This window comes from Klebsiella sp. 28 (assembly GCF_018223905.1).
GTDB classification, from domain to species: Bacteria; Pseudomonadota; Gammaproteobacteria; order Enterobacterales; family Enterobacteriaceae; genus Klebsiella; species Klebsiella pneumoniae.
Window position 1 is genome coordinate 18,615 of sequence record NZ_JAGRQY010000032.1, and the last position, 17,081, is coordinate 35,695.

The 17,081-nt window shown below is 61.4% G+C and carries 18 protein-coding genes; 9 read left to right on the plus strand and 9 right to left on the minus strand.

Features of this window, described 5'->3' with window-relative positions; all coding sequences use genetic code 11:
- The first annotated feature begins 320 nt into the window (after positions 1-320).
- Entirely contained in the window at positions 321-491 is a 171-nt protein-coding gene (locus KHQ28_RS06385; RefSeq protein ID WP_002890108.1) for a hypothetical protein, read from the plus strand.
- A 116-nt stretch (positions 492-607) separates the two neighbouring features.
- Here the strand turns inward: KHQ28_RS06385 and KHQ28_RS06390 are convergent, their stop codons facing one another.
- From KHQ28_RS06390 to KHQ28_RS06410, 5 genes are all read right to left on the minus strand, one after another.
- The gene (locus KHQ28_RS06390; protein ID WP_002890126.1) at positions 608-1,303 is read right to left on the minus strand and encodes an ABC transporter ATP-binding protein; all 696 of its coding nucleotides are present in this window, start codon (positions 1,301-1,303) and stop codon (positions 608-610) included.
- Positions 1,296-2,084, minus strand: coding sequence for an ABC transporter ATP-binding protein (locus tag KHQ28_RS06395; protein ID WP_211777574.1), 789 nt, complete (start codon positions 2,082-2,084; stop codon positions 1,296-1,298). The genes KHQ28_RS06390 and KHQ28_RS06395 overlap by 8 nt, the downstream gene beginning before the upstream one ends.
- The gene (locus KHQ28_RS06400) at positions 2,071-3,120 is read right to left on the minus strand and encodes a branched-chain amino acid ABC transporter permease (protein ID WP_004144594.1); all 1,050 of its coding nucleotides are present in this window, start codon (positions 3,118-3,120) and stop codon (positions 2,071-2,073) included. The genes KHQ28_RS06395 and KHQ28_RS06400 overlap by 14 nt, the downstream gene beginning before the upstream one ends.
- Positions 3,120-4,019 (minus strand): branched-chain amino acid ABC transporter permease, encoded by a 900-nt coding sequence (locus KHQ28_RS06405; RefSeq protein ID WP_002890128.1) that lies wholly within the window; start codon positions 4,017-4,019, stop codon positions 3,120-3,122. The genes KHQ28_RS06400 and KHQ28_RS06405 overlap by 1 nt, the downstream gene beginning before the upstream one ends.
- A 19-nt stretch (positions 4,020-4,038) precedes the next feature.
- Entirely contained in the window at positions 4,039-5,145 is a 1,107-nt protein-coding gene (locus KHQ28_RS06410; RefSeq protein ID WP_004147267.1) for an ABC transporter substrate-binding protein, read from the minus strand.
- On the opposite strand from KHQ28_RS06410, the gene KHQ28_RS06415 reads away from it, so the two are divergent.
- Entirely contained in the window at positions 5,138-5,281 is a 144-nt protein-coding gene (locus KHQ28_RS06415) for a hypothetical protein (protein WP_004144596.1), read from the plus strand. The two genes, KHQ28_RS06410 and KHQ28_RS06415, sit on opposite strands and share 8 nt — an antisense overlap.
- Positions 5,282-5,720: 439 nt before the next feature.
- Here KHQ28_RS06415 and eutC read toward each other — a convergent pair whose 3' ends face one another.
- From eutC to eat, 3 genes are read right to left on the minus strand one after another with little or no spacing between them, the layout of a single operon-like run.
- Positions 5,721-6,497: an ethanolamine ammonia-lyase subunit EutC gene (eutC, locus tag KHQ28_RS06420; RefSeq protein ID WP_004147268.1), complete on the minus strand. Its 777-nt coding sequence runs from the start codon at positions 6,495-6,497 to the stop codon at positions 5,721-5,723.
- Entirely contained in the window at positions 6,494-7,882 is a 1,389-nt protein-coding gene (locus KHQ28_RS06425) for an ethanolamine ammonia-lyase subunit EutB (protein WP_032419363.1), read from the minus strand. Before KHQ28_RS06425 ends, eutC begins: the two co-directional genes overlap by 4 nt.
- 9 nt (positions 7,883-7,891) lie before the next feature.
- A complete protein-coding gene (eat, locus tag KHQ28_RS06430; RefSeq protein WP_004177284.1) occupies positions 7,892-9,271 on the minus strand; it encodes an ethanolamine permease in 1,380 nt (459 codons plus the stop codon).
- A 62-nt stretch (positions 9,272-9,333) separates the two neighbouring features.
- Here eat and KHQ28_RS06435 point away from each other — a divergent pair, with 62 nt between their 5' ends.
- From KHQ28_RS06435 to tauD, 7 genes are all read left to right on the plus strand, one after another.
- Positions 9,334-9,462, plus strand: a complete 129-nt coding sequence (locus tag KHQ28_RS06435; RefSeq protein ID WP_072143245.1) for a hypothetical protein — start codon at positions 9,334-9,336, stop codon at positions 9,460-9,462.
- A gap of 82 nt (positions 9,463-9,544) precedes the next feature.
- Complete coding sequence (gene mmuP, locus KHQ28_RS06440) at positions 9,545-10,954, plus strand: S-methylmethionine permease (protein ID WP_002890161.1); 1,410 nt, start codon at positions 9,545-9,547, stop codon at positions 10,952-10,954.
- Positions 10,941-11,873: a homocysteine S-methyltransferase gene (mmuM, locus tag KHQ28_RS06445; RefSeq protein ID WP_004144601.1), complete on the plus strand. Its 933-nt coding sequence runs from the start codon at positions 10,941-10,943 to the stop codon at positions 11,871-11,873. Before mmuP ends, mmuM begins: the two co-directional genes overlap by 14 nt.
- Before the next feature lie 239 nt (positions 11,874-12,112).
- On the plus strand, positions 12,113-13,075 hold the full coding sequence (gene tauA, locus KHQ28_RS06450; RefSeq protein WP_032419362.1) for a taurine ABC transporter substrate-binding protein: 963 nt from the start codon (positions 12,113-12,115) through the stop codon (positions 13,073-13,075).
- A gap of 11 nt (positions 13,076-13,086) precedes the next feature.
- Entirely contained in the window at positions 13,087-13,854 is a 768-nt protein-coding gene (tauB, locus tag KHQ28_RS06455; RefSeq protein WP_031588357.1) for a taurine ABC transporter ATP-binding subunit, read from the plus strand.
- Positions 13,851-14,678: a taurine ABC transporter permease TauC gene (tauC, locus tag KHQ28_RS06460; RefSeq protein WP_002890196.1), complete on the plus strand. Its 828-nt coding sequence runs from the start codon at positions 13,851-13,853 to the stop codon at positions 14,676-14,678. The genes tauB and tauC overlap by 4 nt, the downstream gene beginning before the upstream one ends.
- Positions 14,675-15,526 (plus strand): taurine dioxygenase, encoded by an 852-nt coding sequence (tauD, locus tag KHQ28_RS06465; protein ID WP_004147277.1) that lies wholly within the window; start codon positions 14,675-14,677, stop codon positions 15,524-15,526. Before tauC ends, tauD begins: the two co-directional genes overlap by 4 nt.
- Before the next feature lie 167 nt (positions 15,527-15,693).
- On the opposite strand, the gene KHQ28_RS06470 is transcribed toward tauD, so the two are convergent.
- Positions 15,694-17,081: GNAT family N-acyltransferase (locus KHQ28_RS06470; RefSeq protein ID WP_211777575.1), on the minus strand; the 1,388-nt coding region annotated here is incomplete at its 5' end.

Consider the following 17,081-nt stretch of genomic DNA (forward strand, 5'->3'; position numbering starts at 1 on the left):
ATCCCTGTTTTGTTTTGTGGACATCACGCTCCCACAAATTGCCCGTCGGCGGCAAAGAAGAAAAAATTCTTATCTATAACCAAAAAGAACTTAACAAAACTATGGGTATTCTTTATGCGCCGCTGGCGTTTTACCAGGACGGCAACGACTGCCGGGCGATCCCCTCTCCCTCAGGGAGAGGGCCAGGGAGAGGGTGATAGGACCGGGGGTAATATGCGCCAGCCAGGATTGCAAATTCGGAATTAATATTTCCCGCGCCCGGCCAACTGTGGTTGAAATAGACCCAGGCGATTCGCTTCCCGACAGAGGAGAAAACGAAAGTGGCATTGTGGCAACGGTTAACGGGCTGGCTGGCTTTTTTGTCCAACGGTGAAGCCGGACAGCAGGATACCCAGCGCGTCATGGAGGCGATCCTGCCGGTAGCCAGCCTCTACGGCGTGGACATTGGCAACGTGGAAACCCGGTGGTTCCGTCATGATAAGACATACTGAGCGACGCAGGACGCGAGAAGCCTACTGGAACGAGGTGTGCTTTGTGTAGCAAGAGACTGCCTGAGGTTGCGGCATCGCGGGAGGCGCCGCCGCAGCCCAGGCAGTTTTGACCATGCCTATCCCCCCAGATACATCCGCTTAATTTCCGGATTAGTCAGCATCTCCCGCGCCGCGCCTGACAAGGTGATCCGGCCATTCTCCAGGACATACGCCCGATCGGCGATCGCCAGCGCGGCCGTCGCATTCTGCTCCACCAGCAGCACCGTCATATTCTCTTCGCGCAGTTGCTTAATGATGCCGAACAGCTCGCCGACAATTTTCGGCGCCAGCCCGAGGCTCGGTTCATCCAGCATCAATAACACCGGCTCGCTCATCAGCGCCCGGGCGATGGCCAGCATCTGCTGCTCGCCGCCGCTCATGGTGCCCGCCATCTGATGGCGCCGCTCCTTGAGCCGCGGAAAGAGGGCGTACATGCGATCGCGCAGGCGGGCGTAGCCGGCGAGATTATTGTAAGCGCCCATGCGCAGGTTCTCTTCGATGGTCAGGTTGGTAAAGACGCGCCGTCCCTCCGGCACCAGCGCCAGCCCGCGACGCACGATCTGGTGGGTCTGGCTGCGTGAGATATCGTCGTTGAGGAAGCTGACGCGCCCACTGGAGCGCACCAGGTTGACGATCCCGTTCAGGGTGGAGGTTTTACCGGCGCCATTGCTGCCGATCAGGGTGACGATTTCCCGGTCATAGACGTCGATATCGACGCCCTTCAGACCCTGGATCACGCCGTAAAAGACCTTCAGTTCCCGGGCGTTAAGCATAATTGGCTTCTCCCAGATAAGCGGAAATGACGTCCGGATGCTGGATCGCCTCGGCCATCAGGCCGCTGAACAGCGGCTTACCGTACTCCAGAACCATCACCCGCTCGCACAGGCGGTTGACGAAGGGCATATCGTGCTCGATTAACAGGACGCTGAGCTGATAGTCATGGCGCATGCGGAAGATCAGCTCCGCCAGATCCTCGGTCTCCTTCGGGTTCATCCCGGCGGCCGGCTCATCGAGCAGGAGCAGCTTCGGCGCGGTGGCCAGCGCGCGGGCGATCTCCACTTTGCGCTGGTTGCCATAGCTTAGGTTTGTGGCCTGCATATGGGCGAAGTGGGCGATGCCGATATCCTCCAGGATAGCCATCGCTTTGGCTTTCGCCGCCCGCTCGGCCGGAAAGTAGCGACCAATATGCAGGGCCGCCTCCAGCAGCGAGTAGCGGCTGGCGCGGTCGAGCCCGACCATCACGTTCTCCAGCACCGTCATGGAGTTAAACAGGCGGATATTCTGGAAGGTGCGGGCGATCCCGGCGTTTACCACCTGGTTGGGCTTCAGCCCCTTCAGCGACGTGCCCGCCAGGGTGACGCTGCCGCTGGTGGGTTTATAGTTGGCGGTAATGACGTTAAACAGGGTCGTTTTGCCCGCGCCGTTAGGGCCGATAAGGCCAAAGATCTCCGCCTCGTCAACATGGAAGCTGACGTTGTCGATGGCCCGCAGGCCGCCGAACTGCATGGTGANNGTGACGTCCTGCACCTGCAGGATAACGTTATTTTCCGCCATAGCCGCCGCTCCTTCTTCCGGTCTGCCAAATCTCTTTTTTCCCCAGCAGCCCCTCGCGGGCGAAGAGCATGATGATCAGCAACAGCAGGGAGAAGACCACCATTCGCAGGCCCGGGTACGCGCCGAGATCGTGACCGAAGAACTGCAGCGGCTGATCGAGGAAGCGCAGCCACTCGCCGCTGCCGACCACCAGCACGGTGCCGAGCAGGGCGCCGGTGGTGCTGCCGAGCCCGCCGAGGACGATAATAATCAGCAGCTGGAAGGTGAGCATAAAGTCGAACAGCCCCGGGGAAATGGTGGTCAGCAGGGAAGCCAGCAGACCGCCGCCGATCCCTTCGAAGAAGGCGCTGGTGGCGAAGGCGCAGGTTTTAATGCGGAAGGTGTTGACCCCCATGGCGATCGCCGCATCTTCATCGTCGCGAATAGCTTTCATCATCCGGCCATACTTCGACCACACCAGCTGGAGGATCATGCCGGTGGCCAGCAGGGCGAACAGTCCGCACCAGAACAGGAGATGTGGCTGCTGCGGAATATCGTTCAGCCCGATGGCGCCGTTGGTGATTTGCGGGTTGTTAATGGCGAGGATCTTGATGATAAACCCAAAGCCGAGGGTGACAATGGCCAGGTAGTCGCCACGTACCCGGAAGACCGGCACGGCGAGGCACACCGCCAGCGCCGCCGCGCACAGGCCGCTTATCAGCAGGGCAGGGAGGAAGCCCGCGTGCAGGCTGAGGATCCACGGGCTGGGGGCGGCCATTTCAAACATGTCTACCTTGCTGTCGCTGGAGAGGATCAGCAGGGCGGTCACGTAGGCGCCCACCGCCACGAAGCCGTTCGGCTCCAGCGACAGCTGGCCGGTCACGCCGTTGATCAGGTTGTAGCTGACCGCGAGGATCATAAAGATAAAAATGGTGCTGATGACACGAACAATGTAGTCATTGAAAACCACGTTGATTCCGGCCAGCAGCGCGATACAGATGACAATAATGACCAGGTTGCGCAGCTGCGCCCCGGCGGTCGTCGTCGCGTTGAGCATCAGAAACGGCTCCTTTCCAGACGTTCGTCGCCCATAATGCCGACCGGGCGGAACAAGAGGACCAGAATCAAGAACAGGAAGGCGAAAGCGTCTTTATAGCCGCCCAGTTCGGGGAAGATCGCCACGGCGACCACCTCGGTAAAACCGAGGATAAAGCCGCCCAGCACCGCGCCGGTGACGCTGCCGATCCCGCCCAGCACGGCGGCGGCGAAGGCCTTCAGGCCGATAAGCACGCCCATCAGGGGATCGATCGTCGGGTAGCTGATGGAGTAGAACACGCCGCCGAGCGCCGCGAGACTACTGCCGAGGGCGAAGACCAGGGAGATGATCCGGTTGGCGTCAATGCCCATCAGGCGCACGGTGTTGACGTCAAAGGCCACCGCGCGGATCGCCATCCCATAGCGGGTGCGGTACAGCAGCCAGAGGATCGCCAGCAGCAGCAGGACGGTGATCAGCGGCACAATCCACGCCACGTTGGTAATGATGACGCTGCCGAAGGCCCGGGTCTGGTTGAAAAAGTCAGGGGCGGAGAAGAAGCGCGAGCTGCCGCCAAACAGTACGTTAAACAGGTTTTCGAGAAAGAAGCTGACGCCGATGGCGGTGATCAGCATGGAGATTTTCGAGGCCTGACGCAGCGGACGATAGGCGACCCGGTCAATCAGCATACCAAACAGGCCGCACAGCCCGAGGGTCAGGAAAACGGCTACCCCGAAGGGTAGCCCAACCGAAGAAAATAAAAACAGCGTACTAAACGCGCCGACCATCATCACGTCCGCATGGGCGAAGTTGATCAGCCGCAGCACGCCATAAACCATCGTATAACCGATGGCAATCAGGGCGTACATGCCCCCAAGACTCATTCCATTGACCACTTGCTGGAGAAAAATGGCGCCGTCCATTTTGTAGCCTCGTCACAACTTAAGGGTTAACCACGGTACGAAACGCCAGCTTGCCATCTTTCACTTCGTTGATGACCGCGCTGCGAATGGCGTCGCCGTTCTGTAACGTCAGCGTGCCGGTCACGCCCTGGAAATCTTTGGTGGCGCGGATTTTTTCATTCACGCAGACCCGATCGTGGGGATCGCTGCACTGGTTCATGGCGTTGACGATGACGTTATAGGCGTCCGCCGCCATTGCGCCCCAGGTATGGGTCGGCTGCTGGTATTTGGCTTCCCAGGCTTTGATGAAGGTTTCCCCCGCCGGGGTCTGCTCTTTGGCGTTCGGCGAGTAGTAATCGGTGGTCATATAGCCGTTGACCGCGTCTTTACCGACATCGAAGAAGACCTGATCCGCGGCCAGACCGTCGCCGCCCACCACCGGTTTGTTGAGCCCCAGCTGTTTAGACTGCACGGCAATCAGCGCCCCTTCGGTGTAGTAGATCGGCATGTAAATCATGTCGACATTCTTCGCCTTGACGCTCGCCAGCTGGGCTTTAAAGTCCTTGCTGCCGCCCGGGGCCTGGACCTCGATGGGAATGGTGCCGCCGTTTTTCAGGAACTGGGTGCGGAACGCTTTCGCCAGGCCGACGGAGTAGTCGTTGCTGCTGTCAAACACGATGGCGGCGGTTTTGGCTTTCAGATCGCGGGAGGCCAGATTGGCCCCGACCACCCCCTGGAAGCTGTCCGAGAAGCAGACCCGGCTGACGTAGGGATGGTTGCGGGTGACGCGGTCGTTGGTGGCGGTGGAGGAGACCAGCGGCGTTTTGCTGTCGTCGGCGATTTTGGTCATCGCCAGGGTGTTGGAGGAGGTGACTTCCCCGATCACGGCATCCACTTTATCGCTGGAGACCAGGCGCTGCATGGCGTTGGCCGCTTCGACTTTGTCGCTTTTATCATCGATAACGATAAGCTTGATGGTATCGCCATTTTTTAACGTTGGGGTGATGGCCTGAATAATGTCCAGCCCCTTCTGCGACGGCTGGCCATAGCCGCTGAGGGCGCCGCTCAGGGGTAATACCACCCCGATTTTAATTTCCGCTGCCTGCGCGCTGCTGGCGCCGACCAGCGCGGCAACCAGTGTGGCCATTAAAGACGCTTTCCCGGAAAACGATTTCATTGGTATTTCTCCGTCGGTCGATTATTTATCTTTAACCATCAATGACTGCATAACATTGAGGAATAATGCGCCAGCGTATCCGGCGAATTATTGGCTGTTATGTTGAATAGATAACGAGATATATACCCTAAATAATTCGAGTCGCATGAAGGCGGCAAGTAAGCGAGTCCCCAGACGCTTACAGAAGTAAGTGACTGGGGGAGAGAACACAGCCAACGCACATGCAACTTGAAGTATGACGGGTATTTTTAATGCGCTGATTTACCTTACAACGTCCGTTTCGTTTTTACTCATGCAATATTCTTATTACCTGCAGGGAAGGGCATAAGGCTGGCGACAACACGGTTTTTGGTACGGTGAAAGCATTTTGCCGGGGGGCGACTGGCGCCTTACCCGGCCTGAAAAATAAGCCATATAAACCGCTGGCACGGCTTCCGTAGACCCGTACCAGCGAAGCGCCGCCGGGCAATTTCAGCACGCGGCGGAATATAAAGTCAGGTGCACAAGATAATATTAAAAATCTATTCTGCTGCTCGCGTGACTTATTATTTTAAAGGGGGCAACGGTTTTATTTTACCATGCAGCGCCGGATTATCGCTTTCATCTTTCAGACCCACCCCGGTAAGCCGGCGCAAAAAAGCCTGCTCCAGCAGCCAGGCCAGTTTAAAGGCGGCGGCGTCATGGCTTAATCCCTCCGGCCGAATATTGGAGATACAGTTGCGCTCAGACTCCAGGCGCTGACGATGAGGCTGCCAGGTGAGGTAGACGCCGAGGCTGTCCGGCGAGGAGAGACCCGGTCGTTCGCCAATCAGGATCGCCACCGCGCGGGCTTTCAGGGTTTCGCCAATATCATCCCCCAGCGCCACCCGCGACTGATGCGCCAGCACCACCGGCGCCAGGCCGATACCCAGCGTCCGCAGATAGGGCAGCAGGGCGCGGATCAACGGCACCGCCTGGCGCTCTACCGCCCAGGAAGAGAGGCCGTCGCCGATCACCAGCAGCAGGTCGGCGGGGCGGACGCCGCTGGCGGCGAGGTCGGCGCGACTCTCATCGGCGAGCTGCCGCCCGAGATCCGGGCGCCGCAGATAGGTATGACGGTCCGGCGCGGCGCTGTGCACCGTCAGGGCCTCGAGGCCGAGCGCCGCCAGCGGCGCCACCAATTGTTGGCTGGCGAACGGCTGATGAATGGCATCCCGCGCTCTGGCATGGGCCAGACCAAAGTTGAGGACTTCGCGGGTCGGCAGACTGGCGCCGCTGCGCCCCAGGGCGATCCGCGCATCGGTAAATTCACGCAGCGGGTTCCAGGCATCGGGACGGTTCATACGGAGGCTCCTTGCGGCAGGACGGACAGCAGCGGATGGCGGGCGTCGGTGAGCCGCAGCGCGCCGTGCGGATCGATAATCTGCATCTTCGCCAGCCAGTCGGCGAACTCCGGGGCATGCTTTAAGCCCAGCAGACGACGGGCGTACAGCGCGTCATGGAACGAGGTGCTCTGGTAATTGAGCATGATATCGTCCGCTCCGGGCACGCCGATCAGGAAGGTGAGCCCGGCGGCGCACAGCAAGGTCAGCAGGGTGTCCATATCATCCTGATCCGCTTCCGCGTGGTTGGTATAGCAGACGTCGCAGCCGATCGGCAGGCCCATCAGCTTGCCGCAGAAATGATCCTCCAGCCCGGCGCGAATAATCTGCTTGCCGTCGTAGAGATACTCCGGACCGATAAAACCGACCACGGTATTGACCAGTAGCGGTTCAAAGTGGCGGGCGACGGCGTAAGCCCGCGCCTCGCAGGTCTGCTGGTCGACGCCGTGGTGGGCGTTGGCCGACAGGCAGCTCCCCTGGCCGGTCTCAAAATACATCACATTGTTGCCGAGGGTACCGCGCCTGAGGCTGAGGGCCGCCTCGCGGGCCTCCTGCAGCATGGCAAGGTTGATGCCGAAGCCGCTGTTGGCCGCTTCGGTTCCCGCCACCGACTGAAACACCAGATCCACCGGCGCGCCGCGCTCAATCAGCTGCAGCGTATTGGTGACATGGGTCAGAATGCAGGACTGGGTGGGAATGGCGAAGCGCTGGATAATATCGTCCAGCATCACGTTCAGCTGCGCCAGCACCGGTAAGCTGTCGCTGGCCGGGTTGATGCCGATCACCGCGTCCCCGGCGCCGTACAGCAGCCCGTCGAGCATACTGGCGGCGATGCCTTTCAGGTCGTCGGTAGGATGGTTGGGCTGCAGGCGTACGCTGAGGTGGCCGGGCAGGCCGATGGTGTTGCGAAAGCGCGTCACCACCTGGCATTTGCAGGCGGCAAGGATCAGATCCTGATTGCGCATCAGCTTACTGACCGCCGCCGCCATCTCTGGGGTGATGGCGCGGGCGACCCGCTGCAGCGTGGCGGTATCGGTAGCATCATCCAGCAGCCAGTCGCGAAAATCGCCGACCGTCAGGTGACGCAGGGCGGCAAAGCCCTGCGCATCATGGGTGTCGAGGATCAGGCGAGTCACTTCGTCCTGCTCGTAAGGGATAAGCGGGTTATCGAGAATGTCGGTCAGCGGCACCTCGGCGAGGGCCATTTTCGCCGCCATCCGCTCTTCGGCTGAGGTGGCAATAACCCCTGCGAGGGCGTCGCCGGAGCGGGCCGGCGACGCTTTCGCCATCAACGTTTTCAGACTATCAAAGCGCCATACCTGGCCCGATAGCGTGGTTTTATACATGCCGCCTCCTCAGGAGACCGTGCGCAGTTGAGGATCCACTGGCGCCCGTTCACGGGCCGCTGCGGTTTTGCGGAACCACAGGTAGCCGCCGAGCATCATCGCCGCGAAAATCAGCGCCAGCAGCAGGTTATACCAGACCATCGCCACCAGGCAGAGCACCGCCATGCCGAGGGCAAAGGCCGGCGCCAGCGGATAGAGCGGGGCGCGGAACGGACGGATCAGCTTCGGCTCGCTACGGCGCAGTTTGAACAGCGCCGCCATGGAAGTGATATACATAACAATAGCCCCAAATACCGACATGGTGACGATGCAGGCGGTCAGCGGCATGCCGCTGATGGTGATCAGCGAGTCGGAGAAGATCGCGGCGATCCCCACCACGCCCCCGGCGAGGATTGCCAGATGCGGGGTGCGGGTGCGGCGGTTGAGGGAGGCCAGCCCGGCGGGCAGATAGCCGGCGCGGGCGAGGGAGTAGATCTGCCGCGAGTAGCCCATAATGATGCCGTGGAAGGAGGCGACGAGGCCAAACAGCCCCAGCCACACCAGCATATGCAGCCAGCCGCTGCCGTTGCCCACCACCGTCTTCATCGCCTGGGGCAGCGGATCGTTAATATTGGACAGCGCGCGCCAGTCGCCGACGCCGCCGGCGAAGACCATCACGCCGATCGCCAGCACCGTCAGCGTCAGAATGCCGCCGCCCAGGGCGCGGGGAATGGTGCGCTGCGGATCTTTGGCCTCTTCGGCCGCCATGGAGGCCCCCTCAATGGCGAGGAAGAACCAGATGGCGAACGGAATGGCGGCGAACATCCCCGGCAGCGCCAGGCCGCTGAAGCTGTCCGCGCCCGCCCAGCCGTTAGTGGTGAAGTGGCTCCAGGAGAAGCCGGGGGCGACCACGCCCATGAACACCAGCAGCTCGAAGATGGCCAGCAGGGTGACGATCAGCTCGAAGGTGGCGGCGATGCCGACGCCGAGAATATTGAGCGTCATAAAGATCACGTAGGCGCCGCAGGCGACCCATTTCGGATCCAGCGCCGGAAACTGCACGTTGAGGTAGGCCCCGATGGCCATGGCGATGGCCGGCGGGGCGAAGACGAATTCAATCAGGGTGGCAAAACCAGCGATAAAGCCGCCGGTGGGCCCGAAGGCGCGGTAGGCGTAGGCGAAAGGGCCGCCAGCGTGCGGGATGGCGGTGGTCAGCTCGGTAAAGCTGAAAATAAAGGCGCAGTACATGGCGGCGACCGCCAGGGCGACGACCATAAACCCCATCGTGCCCGCCTGCGACCAGCCGTAGCTCCAGCCGAAGTACTCCCCGGATATCACCAGTCCGACGGCGATCCCCCATAAACGAAAACTGCCGAGCGTTCTTTTTAAGGTGGTGGTGTGCTCTGTCATACGTATTGCCTCGCCAGATAGAAAGGTGCTGAACGACAGGCTGCAAAGAGAGTGCCAGAACGTTGTCTGCCGCGATAAGGCGTCAGTCCGTGGCGCGCCCGCTGGCGCTGCGCAAAAATGGGGCAGGCTGCACGCTGTCGGCGCGCACCCTGGTGCAGCGGCTTTGCTTTTTCAGCGGCGGCACGGTATAACACTTCTTCTTTTGGATGTTTAGATGTCTATACGTTTATACGCATCATGACCCGGGCAAGCGGGCTGGCGTGAGAAAATAAAATGCAAAGCACAACACAACAACAAGGTGGGCAGCTGAAGCGCACCATGAAAACGCGCCATCTGATCATGCTGTCGCTCGGCGGCGTGATTGGCACCGGCTTATTCTTTAATACCGGCTATATCATCTCCACCACCGGCGCGGCCGGGACGCTGCTGGCGTATCTGATTGGCGCCCTGGTGGTCTGGCTGGTGATGCAGTGCCTTGGCGAACTGTCGGTGGCGATGCCAGAGACCGGCGCCTTCCACGTTTACGCGGCGCGCTATCTTGGCCCGGCGACGGGCTATACCGTGGCGTGGCTCTACTGGTTAACGTGGACGGTGGCGCTGGGGTCGAGCTTCACCGCGGCGGGATTCTGCATGCAGTACTGGTTCCCGCAGGTGCCGGTCTGGATCTGGTGCGTGGTGTTCTGCGCAGTGATCTTCGGCCTTAACATCATTTCGACGCGCTTCTTCGCCGAAGGCGAGTTCTGGTTCTCGCTGGTGAAAGTGATCACCATCGTCGCGTTTATTATTCTCGGCGGCGCGGCCATTTTCGGCATCATTCCGATGCAGGATGGCTCCCCGGCGCCGGGCCTGCGCAATATCACCGCCGAAGGCTGGTTCCCGCACGGCGGCCTGCCGATCCTGATGACCATGGTGGCGGTGAACTTCGCCTTCTCCGGGACGGAGCTTATCGGCATTGCCGCCGGAGAGACGGAAAACCCGCATAAGGTTATTCCGGTTGCCATCCGCACCACCATCGCCCGGCTGATTATTTTCTTTATCGGCACCGTGTTTGTGCTGGCGGCGCTGATCCCGATGCAGCAGGCGGGAGTGGAGAAAAGCCCCTTCGTGCTGGTGTTTGAGAAGGTGGGCATCCCTTATGCGGCGGACATGTTCAACTTCGTGATCCTGACGGCGATCCTGTCGGCGGCTAACTCCGGCCTGTACGCTTCGGGGCGGATGCTCTGGTCGCTATCGAACGAGAAGACGCTGCCGGCCTGCTTTGCCAAAGTCAATAAACGGGGCGTGCCGGTGACCGCCCTGTCGGTGAGTATGCTGGGCGGCGTGCTGGCGCTGTTCTCCAGCGTGGTGGCGCCAGATACGGTGTTTGTCGCGCTGTCGGCGATCTCCGGTTTTGCGGTGGTGGCGGTGTGGTTGAGCATCTGCGCCTCGCACTTTATGTTCCGCCGCCGCCATCTGCAGCAGGGTAAGGCGCTGAGCGATCTGCAGTATCGCGCTCCCTGGTATCCGGTGGTGCCCGTTCTGGGCTTTGTGCTGTGCCTGGTGGCCTGCGTGGGCCTCGCTTTTGACCCGAGCCAGAGAATTGCGCTGTGGTGCGGGATCCCCTTTGTGGCCCTGTGCTATGGTGCCTGGTATCTTACTCGTTCACGGAATATGACTCAGGAGCCCCAACATGTCGCAGACTAATCCGTTTACCGCCCTGCTTGCCGCCCAGCCTTTCGTGCTGCTGGACGGCGCCATGGCCACCGAGCTGGAGGCCCGCGGCTGCGATCTGGCCGACAGCCTGTGGTCAGCGAAAGTGCTGCTGGAGAACCCGCAGCTGATCCGCGATGTGCATCTTGACTACTTTCGCGCCGGGGCGCAGGTGGCGATCACCGCCAGCTATCAGGCCACTCCGGCGGGCTTTGCCGCGCGCGGGCTGGATGAGGCGCAGTCCCGGGCGCTAATCGGCAAAAGCGTCGAGCTGGCGCGCAAAGCGCGCGAGGCGTACCTCGCCGAGAACCCGCAGGCCGGTACGCTGCTGGTGGCCGGTTCGGTGGGGCCGTATGGCGCGTTTCTCGCCGACGGCTCGGAGTATCGCGGCGATTATCAGCGCAGCGCGGCAGAGTTCCAGGCCTTCCACCGCCCGCGCGTCGAAGCGCTGCTGGATGCCGGCGCCGACCTGCTGGCCTGTGAAACCCTGCCGTCATTCGCTGAGATCCAGGCCCTGGCGGCCCTGCTGCAGGAGTATCCCCGCGCCCGCGCCTGGTACTCCTTCACGCTGCGCGACGCCGAACATCTCAGCGACGGCACGCCGCTGCGCGAGGTGATGGCCGCCCTGGCGGATAACCCGCAGGTGGTGGCGGTGGGGATCAACTGTATCGCGCTGGAAAATACGCCCGCGGCGCTGGCGCATTTGCACAGCCTGACGGCCCTGCCGCTGGTGGTCTATCCTAACTCCGGCGAACATTATGATGCGGTGAGCAAGACCTGGCACCATCATGGCGAAGCCTGCGCCAGCCTGGCGGATTATCTGCCGCAGTGGCTGGCGGCCGGGGCGAAGCTGATCGGCGGCTGCTGCCGCACCACGCCGAAGGACATCGCCGCGCTTAACGCGAAGCGCTAAATTTTTGCCGGGTGGCGCTGCGCTTACCCGGCCTACATATTGCGCGAACCGGATGCTGGGTAAGGCGTAGTCGCCACCCGGCGCCAACCATCTGCCACTAACTCACCGCACAAAACCAACTATCCTTTCCCGCTTTTGTTCTAAAAACGATTCGCTATTAGCCAGAATTTTTAATTACTTCATCTCCATCCTGATGCCGGAAATACTGCACCTATAACAACTCAGGGGAAGCAGACATTATGGCATTCACATCGCGAATTACTCTTCTGGCGGCGCTGGCTGTTGCCGCCTTCCAGGCGCAGGCGGTCAACGTTACCGTGGCGTATCAAACCTCCGCTGAGCCGGCGAAAGTCGCCCAGGCGGACAACACCTTCGCCAAAACCAGCGGGGCGACCGTCGACTGGCGGAAATTTGACAGCGGCGCCAGCGTGGTACGCGCCCTGGCCTCCGGCGATGTGCAGATCGGTAATATTGGCTCCAGCCCGTTGGCGGTGGCCGCCAGCCAGCAGGTGCCGATTGAAGTGTTCCTGCTTGCCTCAAAGCTCGGCAACTCCGAAGCGCTGGTGGTGAAGAAAAGCATTACCAAACCGGAAGATCTGATCGGCAAGCGCATCGCCGTGCCGTTTATCTCCACCACCCACTACAGCCTGCTGTCGGCGCTCAAACACTGGGGCATCAAGCCGGGCCAGGTACAGATTATTAACCTGCAGCCGCCGGCGATTATCGCCGCCTGGCAGCGCGGGGATATCGATGGCGCTTACGTCTGGGCGCCAGCGGTTAACGAACTGGAAAAAGAGGGCAAGGTGCTGACCGATTCTTCTCAGGTTGGGGAGTGGGGCGCGCCGACCCTTGACGTCTGGGTGGTCCGTAAGGACTTCGCCGAGCAGCATCCGGAGATCGTCAAAGCGTTTGCTAAAAGCGCCATCGACGCCCAGCAGCCCTACATCGCCAACCCGGAGGCATGGCTGAAACAGCCGGACAACATCAGCAAGCTGGCGCGCCTGAGCGGCGTGTCGGAAGCCGATGTCCCCGGGCTGGTGAAGGGCAATACCTATCTCACCGCCGCTGAGCAGGCGCAGGCGCTGAACGGGCCGGTCAATCAGGCCATCGTCGATACCGCGCGCTTCCTGAAAGAGCAGGGCAAAGTGCCTGCGGCGGGAACCGATTATCGTCAGTACGTTACTGACCGCTTTGTGAAGTAAAGGAGGCGGCGATGCTGCAAATCTCGCATCTTTCCGCCGACTACGGCGGTAAACCGGCGCTGGCGGATATCAACCTGACGCTGGAGAGTGGGGAGCTGTTGGTGGTGCTGGGGCCTTCGGGCTGCGGTAAAACTACCCTGCTGAACCTGATTGCCGGATTCGTGCCCTATCAGCACGGCAGCATCACCCTCGAAGGTCAGCGGGTGACCGGGCCGGGCGCAGAGCGCGGGGTGGTCTTCCAGAATGAAGGTCTGCTGCCGTGGCGCAATGTGCAGGATAACGTGGCGCTGGGCCTCCAGCTGGCGGGCGTGGATAAAGCGCAGCGCCGGCAAGCGGCGGCGCAGATGCTGAAGAAGGTGGGGCTCGAAGGGGCGGAAAAGCGCTTTATCTGGCAACTGTCCGGCGGTCAACGCCAGCGGGTGGGCATCGCCCGGGCGCTGGCGGCGAATCCGCAGCTGTTGCTGCTGGATGAGCCCTTCGGCGCGCTTGACGCCTTTACCCGCGAGCAGATGCAGACGCTGCTGCTGAAACTGTGGCATGAGACCGGCAAACAGGTGCTGCTGATCACCCATGATATTGAAGAGGCCATCTTCATGGCGACCGAGCTGGTGCTGCTGTCGCCGGGGCCGGGACGGGTGGTGGAGAGGCTGCGACTTGATTTCAGCCGTCGCTTTGTCGCGGGCGAATCCTGCCGCAGCATCAAATCCGACCCGCGCTTTATTGTACAGCGGGAATACATTCTGAGCCGGGTGTTTGACCAACGGGAGGCTTTCTCATGAGCGTGGTACTGAACGACAAACCGCGTCAGTCGACGCTGAAGTGGCGCTGGCCGCTCTCCCGTGAGCTCACCCTCAGCGTGGCGACCCTGGCGGTGCTGCTGGCCGTCTGGTGGGCGGTCGCGGCGTTGCAGCTGATTAGTCCGCTGTTTCTGCCGCCGCCGGGCCAGGTGCTGCAGAAGCTTATCACCATCGCCGGGCCGCAGGGCTTTATGGATGCGACGCTCTGGCAGCACCTGGCGGCGAGTCTGACGCGGATCGTTATCGCCCTGTTGGCGGCAGTGCTTATTGGCGTACCGGTGGGGATCGCCATGGGGCTCAACTCGACGGTGCGCGGGATCCTCGACCCGCTGATCGAACTCTATCGTCCGGTGCCGCCGCTGGCCTACTTACCGCTGATGGTGATCTGGTTTGGCATCGGTGAAACCTCGAAGATCCTGCTGATCTACCTGGCGATTTTCGCGCCGGTAGCCATGTCGGCGCTGGCAGGGGTAAAAAGCGCGCAGCAGGTGCGGATTCGCGCCGCCCGTTCGCTTGGCGCCAGCCGGGCGCAGGTGCTGTGGCTGGTGATCCTGCCCGGCGCGCTGCCGGAGATCCTCACCGGGCTGCGCATTGGTCTCGGGGTGGGCTGGTCAACGCTGGTGGCCGCTGAGCTGATCGCCGCCACCCGCGGATTAGGATTTATGGTGCAGTCTGCCGGCGAGTTTCTCGCCACCGATGTGGTGCTGGCGGGGATCGCGGTGATTGCCATTATCGCCTTTTTACTGGAACTGGGTCTGCGCGCGCTGCAGCGGCGCCTGACGCCCTGGCATGGAGAAGTACAATGAGTGAACGTCTGAGCATTACCCCGCTGGGGCCCTATATTGGCGCGCAGGTGAGCGGGGCAGATTTAACCCGTCCGCTGAGCGACAACCAGTTTGAACAGCTGTATCACGCGGTGCTGCGTCATCAGGTGGTATTCCTGCGCGAGCAGAATATCACCCCGGCGCAACAGCGCGATCTGGCGCTGCGTTTTGGCGACCTGCATATCCATCCGGTCTACCCTCACGCCCCAGGGGTGGAGGAGATTATCGTCCTCGATACCCACAACGATAATCCGCCGGATAATGACAACTGGCATACCGATGTCACCTTTATCGACACGCCGCCCGCCGGCGCCATTCTGGCGGCGAAAGAGCTGCCGACGACCGGCGGGGACACCCTGTGGACCAGCGGCATCGCCGCCTGGGAAGCGCTGTCAGAACCCTTCCGGCAGCTGCTGAGCGGCCTGCATGCCGAACACGATTTCCGCAAATCGTTCCAGGAGTATAAGTACAACAAGACCGAAGCCGAGCATCGGCGCTGGCAGGAAGCGGTGGCGAAGCATCCGCCGCTGCTGCACCCGGTAGTACGTACCCACCCGGTGACCGGCAAGCAGGCGCTGTTCGTTAATGAAGGCTTTACCACGCGAATTGTCGAGGTGAGTGAGAAAGAGAGCGCAGCGCTGCTGAACTTCCTGTTTGCTCATGTCACTAAACCGGAGTTTCAGGTGCGCTGGCGCTGGCAGCCGAACGATGTCGCTATCTGGGATAACCGGGTGACCCAGCATTACGCCAACGCCGACTATCTGCCGCAGCGGCGGATCATGCACCGGGCGACGATCCTCGGCGATAAGCCGTATTACCGGGCGGGGTAAGGCTTGTGGCCGGTTAAGGCATCAGCCGCAAGCCGCGGAGAAAGGCGGATGCTGCATTGCCCGCTGCTTCCCGGAGGCGTCGCCTGACTTGCCTTTTCCGGACTACCGAACCGTCGGAAACGGTAGCCCGGCTAAGGCGCAACGCGCCGCAAGCCGGGAAAAAGCGTTTATGCCGATTTTTGCGCACCCAGATGCGCGCCAATATAGCGCTGGTAGCGATTGGCCTTCAGGTAGGTGAGATCCACCAGCACCAGACCATCCACGCAGTTGTTGAAATCCGGGTCGCTGCCGAAATCGATAAACTGCACGCCGCCCGGCTCGCACACTTCCGAGTACTGCTTATACAGCGGGGGGATCGCGCAGCCGAGGTTGCCGAGCAGGGACTTCAGCCGGGCCAGGTCGTCGTTGTAATCCTCCCCGCCAAACTGCGCCAGCACGTCGGGCAGCGACGCCGGATAAGGTCGACGCGACTCCGCCAGCGGATGCGTCGCCGGGAACCACAGCCGGTAGAATGCCACCAGCAGATCGCGGGCGGCGGGCGGCAATCCGCCAGAAATCGACACCGGACCAAACAGATAGCGATAGTGCGGATAGCGCGCCAGATAAGCGCCGATGCCGGACCACAGGTAGTCCAGCCCGCGACGCCCCCAGTAGCGCGGCTGGATAAAGCTGCGCCCCAGCTCAATGCCGTGCTGCAGGACATCGTCCATCCGCCCGTCGTAATGGAACAGACTGTAACTGTAGATCCCCTCCAGGCCGCGCTTTGCCAGCTGGATGGCCGTCGGCATAAAGCGGTAAGCGCCGACGATCTCGAGGTCTTCTTCATCCCACAGGATCAGATGCAGATAGTCGTCGTCATACCCGTCGATATCCCGCCGTTTGCCGCTGCCTTCCCCGACCGCGCGGAAGGCGATTTCCCGCAGGCGTCCCAGCTCGCGCAGCAGCGGCGCGTCCTCCTGGCCGTTGCGCTGCCAGAGGTAAATCACTTTGCCATCGGCGGTGCGGCCCAGGCATTCGGCCTTGTGCAGTTCGCGTTTGAGCAGCGCCCGGTCTTCCGGACGGGCGATGGCGCTTTCGGTTTTAAACCGCCCCGGCAGCCCTTTGCGCAGCTGTTCAAGGTGCTGATAGCAGCGGCCGGTAAGCTCGCGAGCGCTGGACTGCGCATCGAACCAGTTCGACCAGGGGATCTGCTGGCCGATACGCACCGGCAGGCTGCTGTTGCGCCGGCGAAACATCTGCTGCATCAGCAGGAGCAGCGGCAGGTTGTCTGATATCAGCGTGCTGGCGTAAAACAGGGCGCTGTTGCGGGCGTTAATCCACGCCGGCAGCAGCGGGGCGCGATATTTTGCCGCCAGCTTAATAAAGCCGGAGTGCCATTTTTTATCGCGGATGCCGCGACGGGTGAGGCGGGAGACTTCCCCCGCCGGGAAGAAGATCAGCACCCCACCGGCCTGCAGCTGCTGGTCCATCTGCTGCAGCGCCGCTTTAGCGGTGCGGCCATGAATATTATCTACCGGGATAAACAGCGAGCTCAGGGGCTCAAGGTGGGTGAGCA

Excerpts from the sequence above, each read along its gene's own strand:
- tauD (WP_004147277.1), top strand. The coding sequence starts at position 14,675 with ATGAGTGAACGTCTGAGCATTACCCCGCTGGGGCCCTATATTGGCGCG.
- KHQ28_RS06405 (WP_002890128.1), bottom strand. The coding sequence starts at position 4,019 with ATGGACGGCGCCATTTTTCTCCAGCAAGTGGTCAATGGAATGAGTCTT.
- tauC (WP_002890196.1), top strand. The coding sequence starts at position 13,851 with ATGAGCGTGGTACTGAACGACAAACCGCGTCAGTCGACGCTGAAGTGG.
- mmuM (WP_004144601.1), top strand. The coding sequence starts at position 10,941 with ATGTCGCAGACTAATCCGTTTACCGCCCTGCTTGCCGCCCAGCCTTTC.
- eutC (WP_004147268.1), bottom strand. The coding sequence starts at position 6,497 with ATGAACCGTCCCGATGCCTGGAACCCGCTGCGTGAATTTACCGATGCG.
- KHQ28_RS06425 (WP_032419363.1), bottom strand. The coding sequence starts at position 7,882 with ATGTATAAAACCACGCTATCGGGCCAGGTATGGCGCTTTGATAGTCTG.
- eat (WP_004177284.1), bottom strand. The coding sequence starts at position 9,271 with ATGACAGAGCACACCACCACCTTAAAAAGAACGCTCGGCAGTTTTCGT.
- KHQ28_RS06390 (WP_002890126.1), bottom strand. The coding sequence starts at position 1,303 with ATGCTTAACGCCCGGGAACTGAAGGTCTTTTACGGCGTGATCCAGGGT.
- tauA (WP_032419362.1), top strand. The coding sequence starts at position 12,113 with ATGGCATTCACATCGCGAATTACTCTTCTGGCGGCGCTGGCTGTTGCC.
- mmuP (WP_002890161.1), top strand. The coding sequence starts at position 9,545 with ATGCAAAGCACAACACAACAACAAGGTGGGCAGCTGAAGCGCACCATG.
- KHQ28_RS06400 (WP_004144594.1), bottom strand. The coding sequence starts at position 3,120 with ATGCTCAACGCGACGACGACCGCCGGGGCGCAGCTGCGCAACCTGGTC.
- KHQ28_RS06410 (WP_004147267.1), bottom strand. The coding sequence starts at position 5,145 with ATGGCCACACTGGTTGCCGCGCTGGTCGGCGCCAGCAGCGCGCAGGCA.
- tauB (WP_031588357.1), top strand. The coding sequence starts at position 13,087 with ATGCTGCAAATCTCGCATCTTTCCGCCGACTACGGCGGTAAACCGGCG.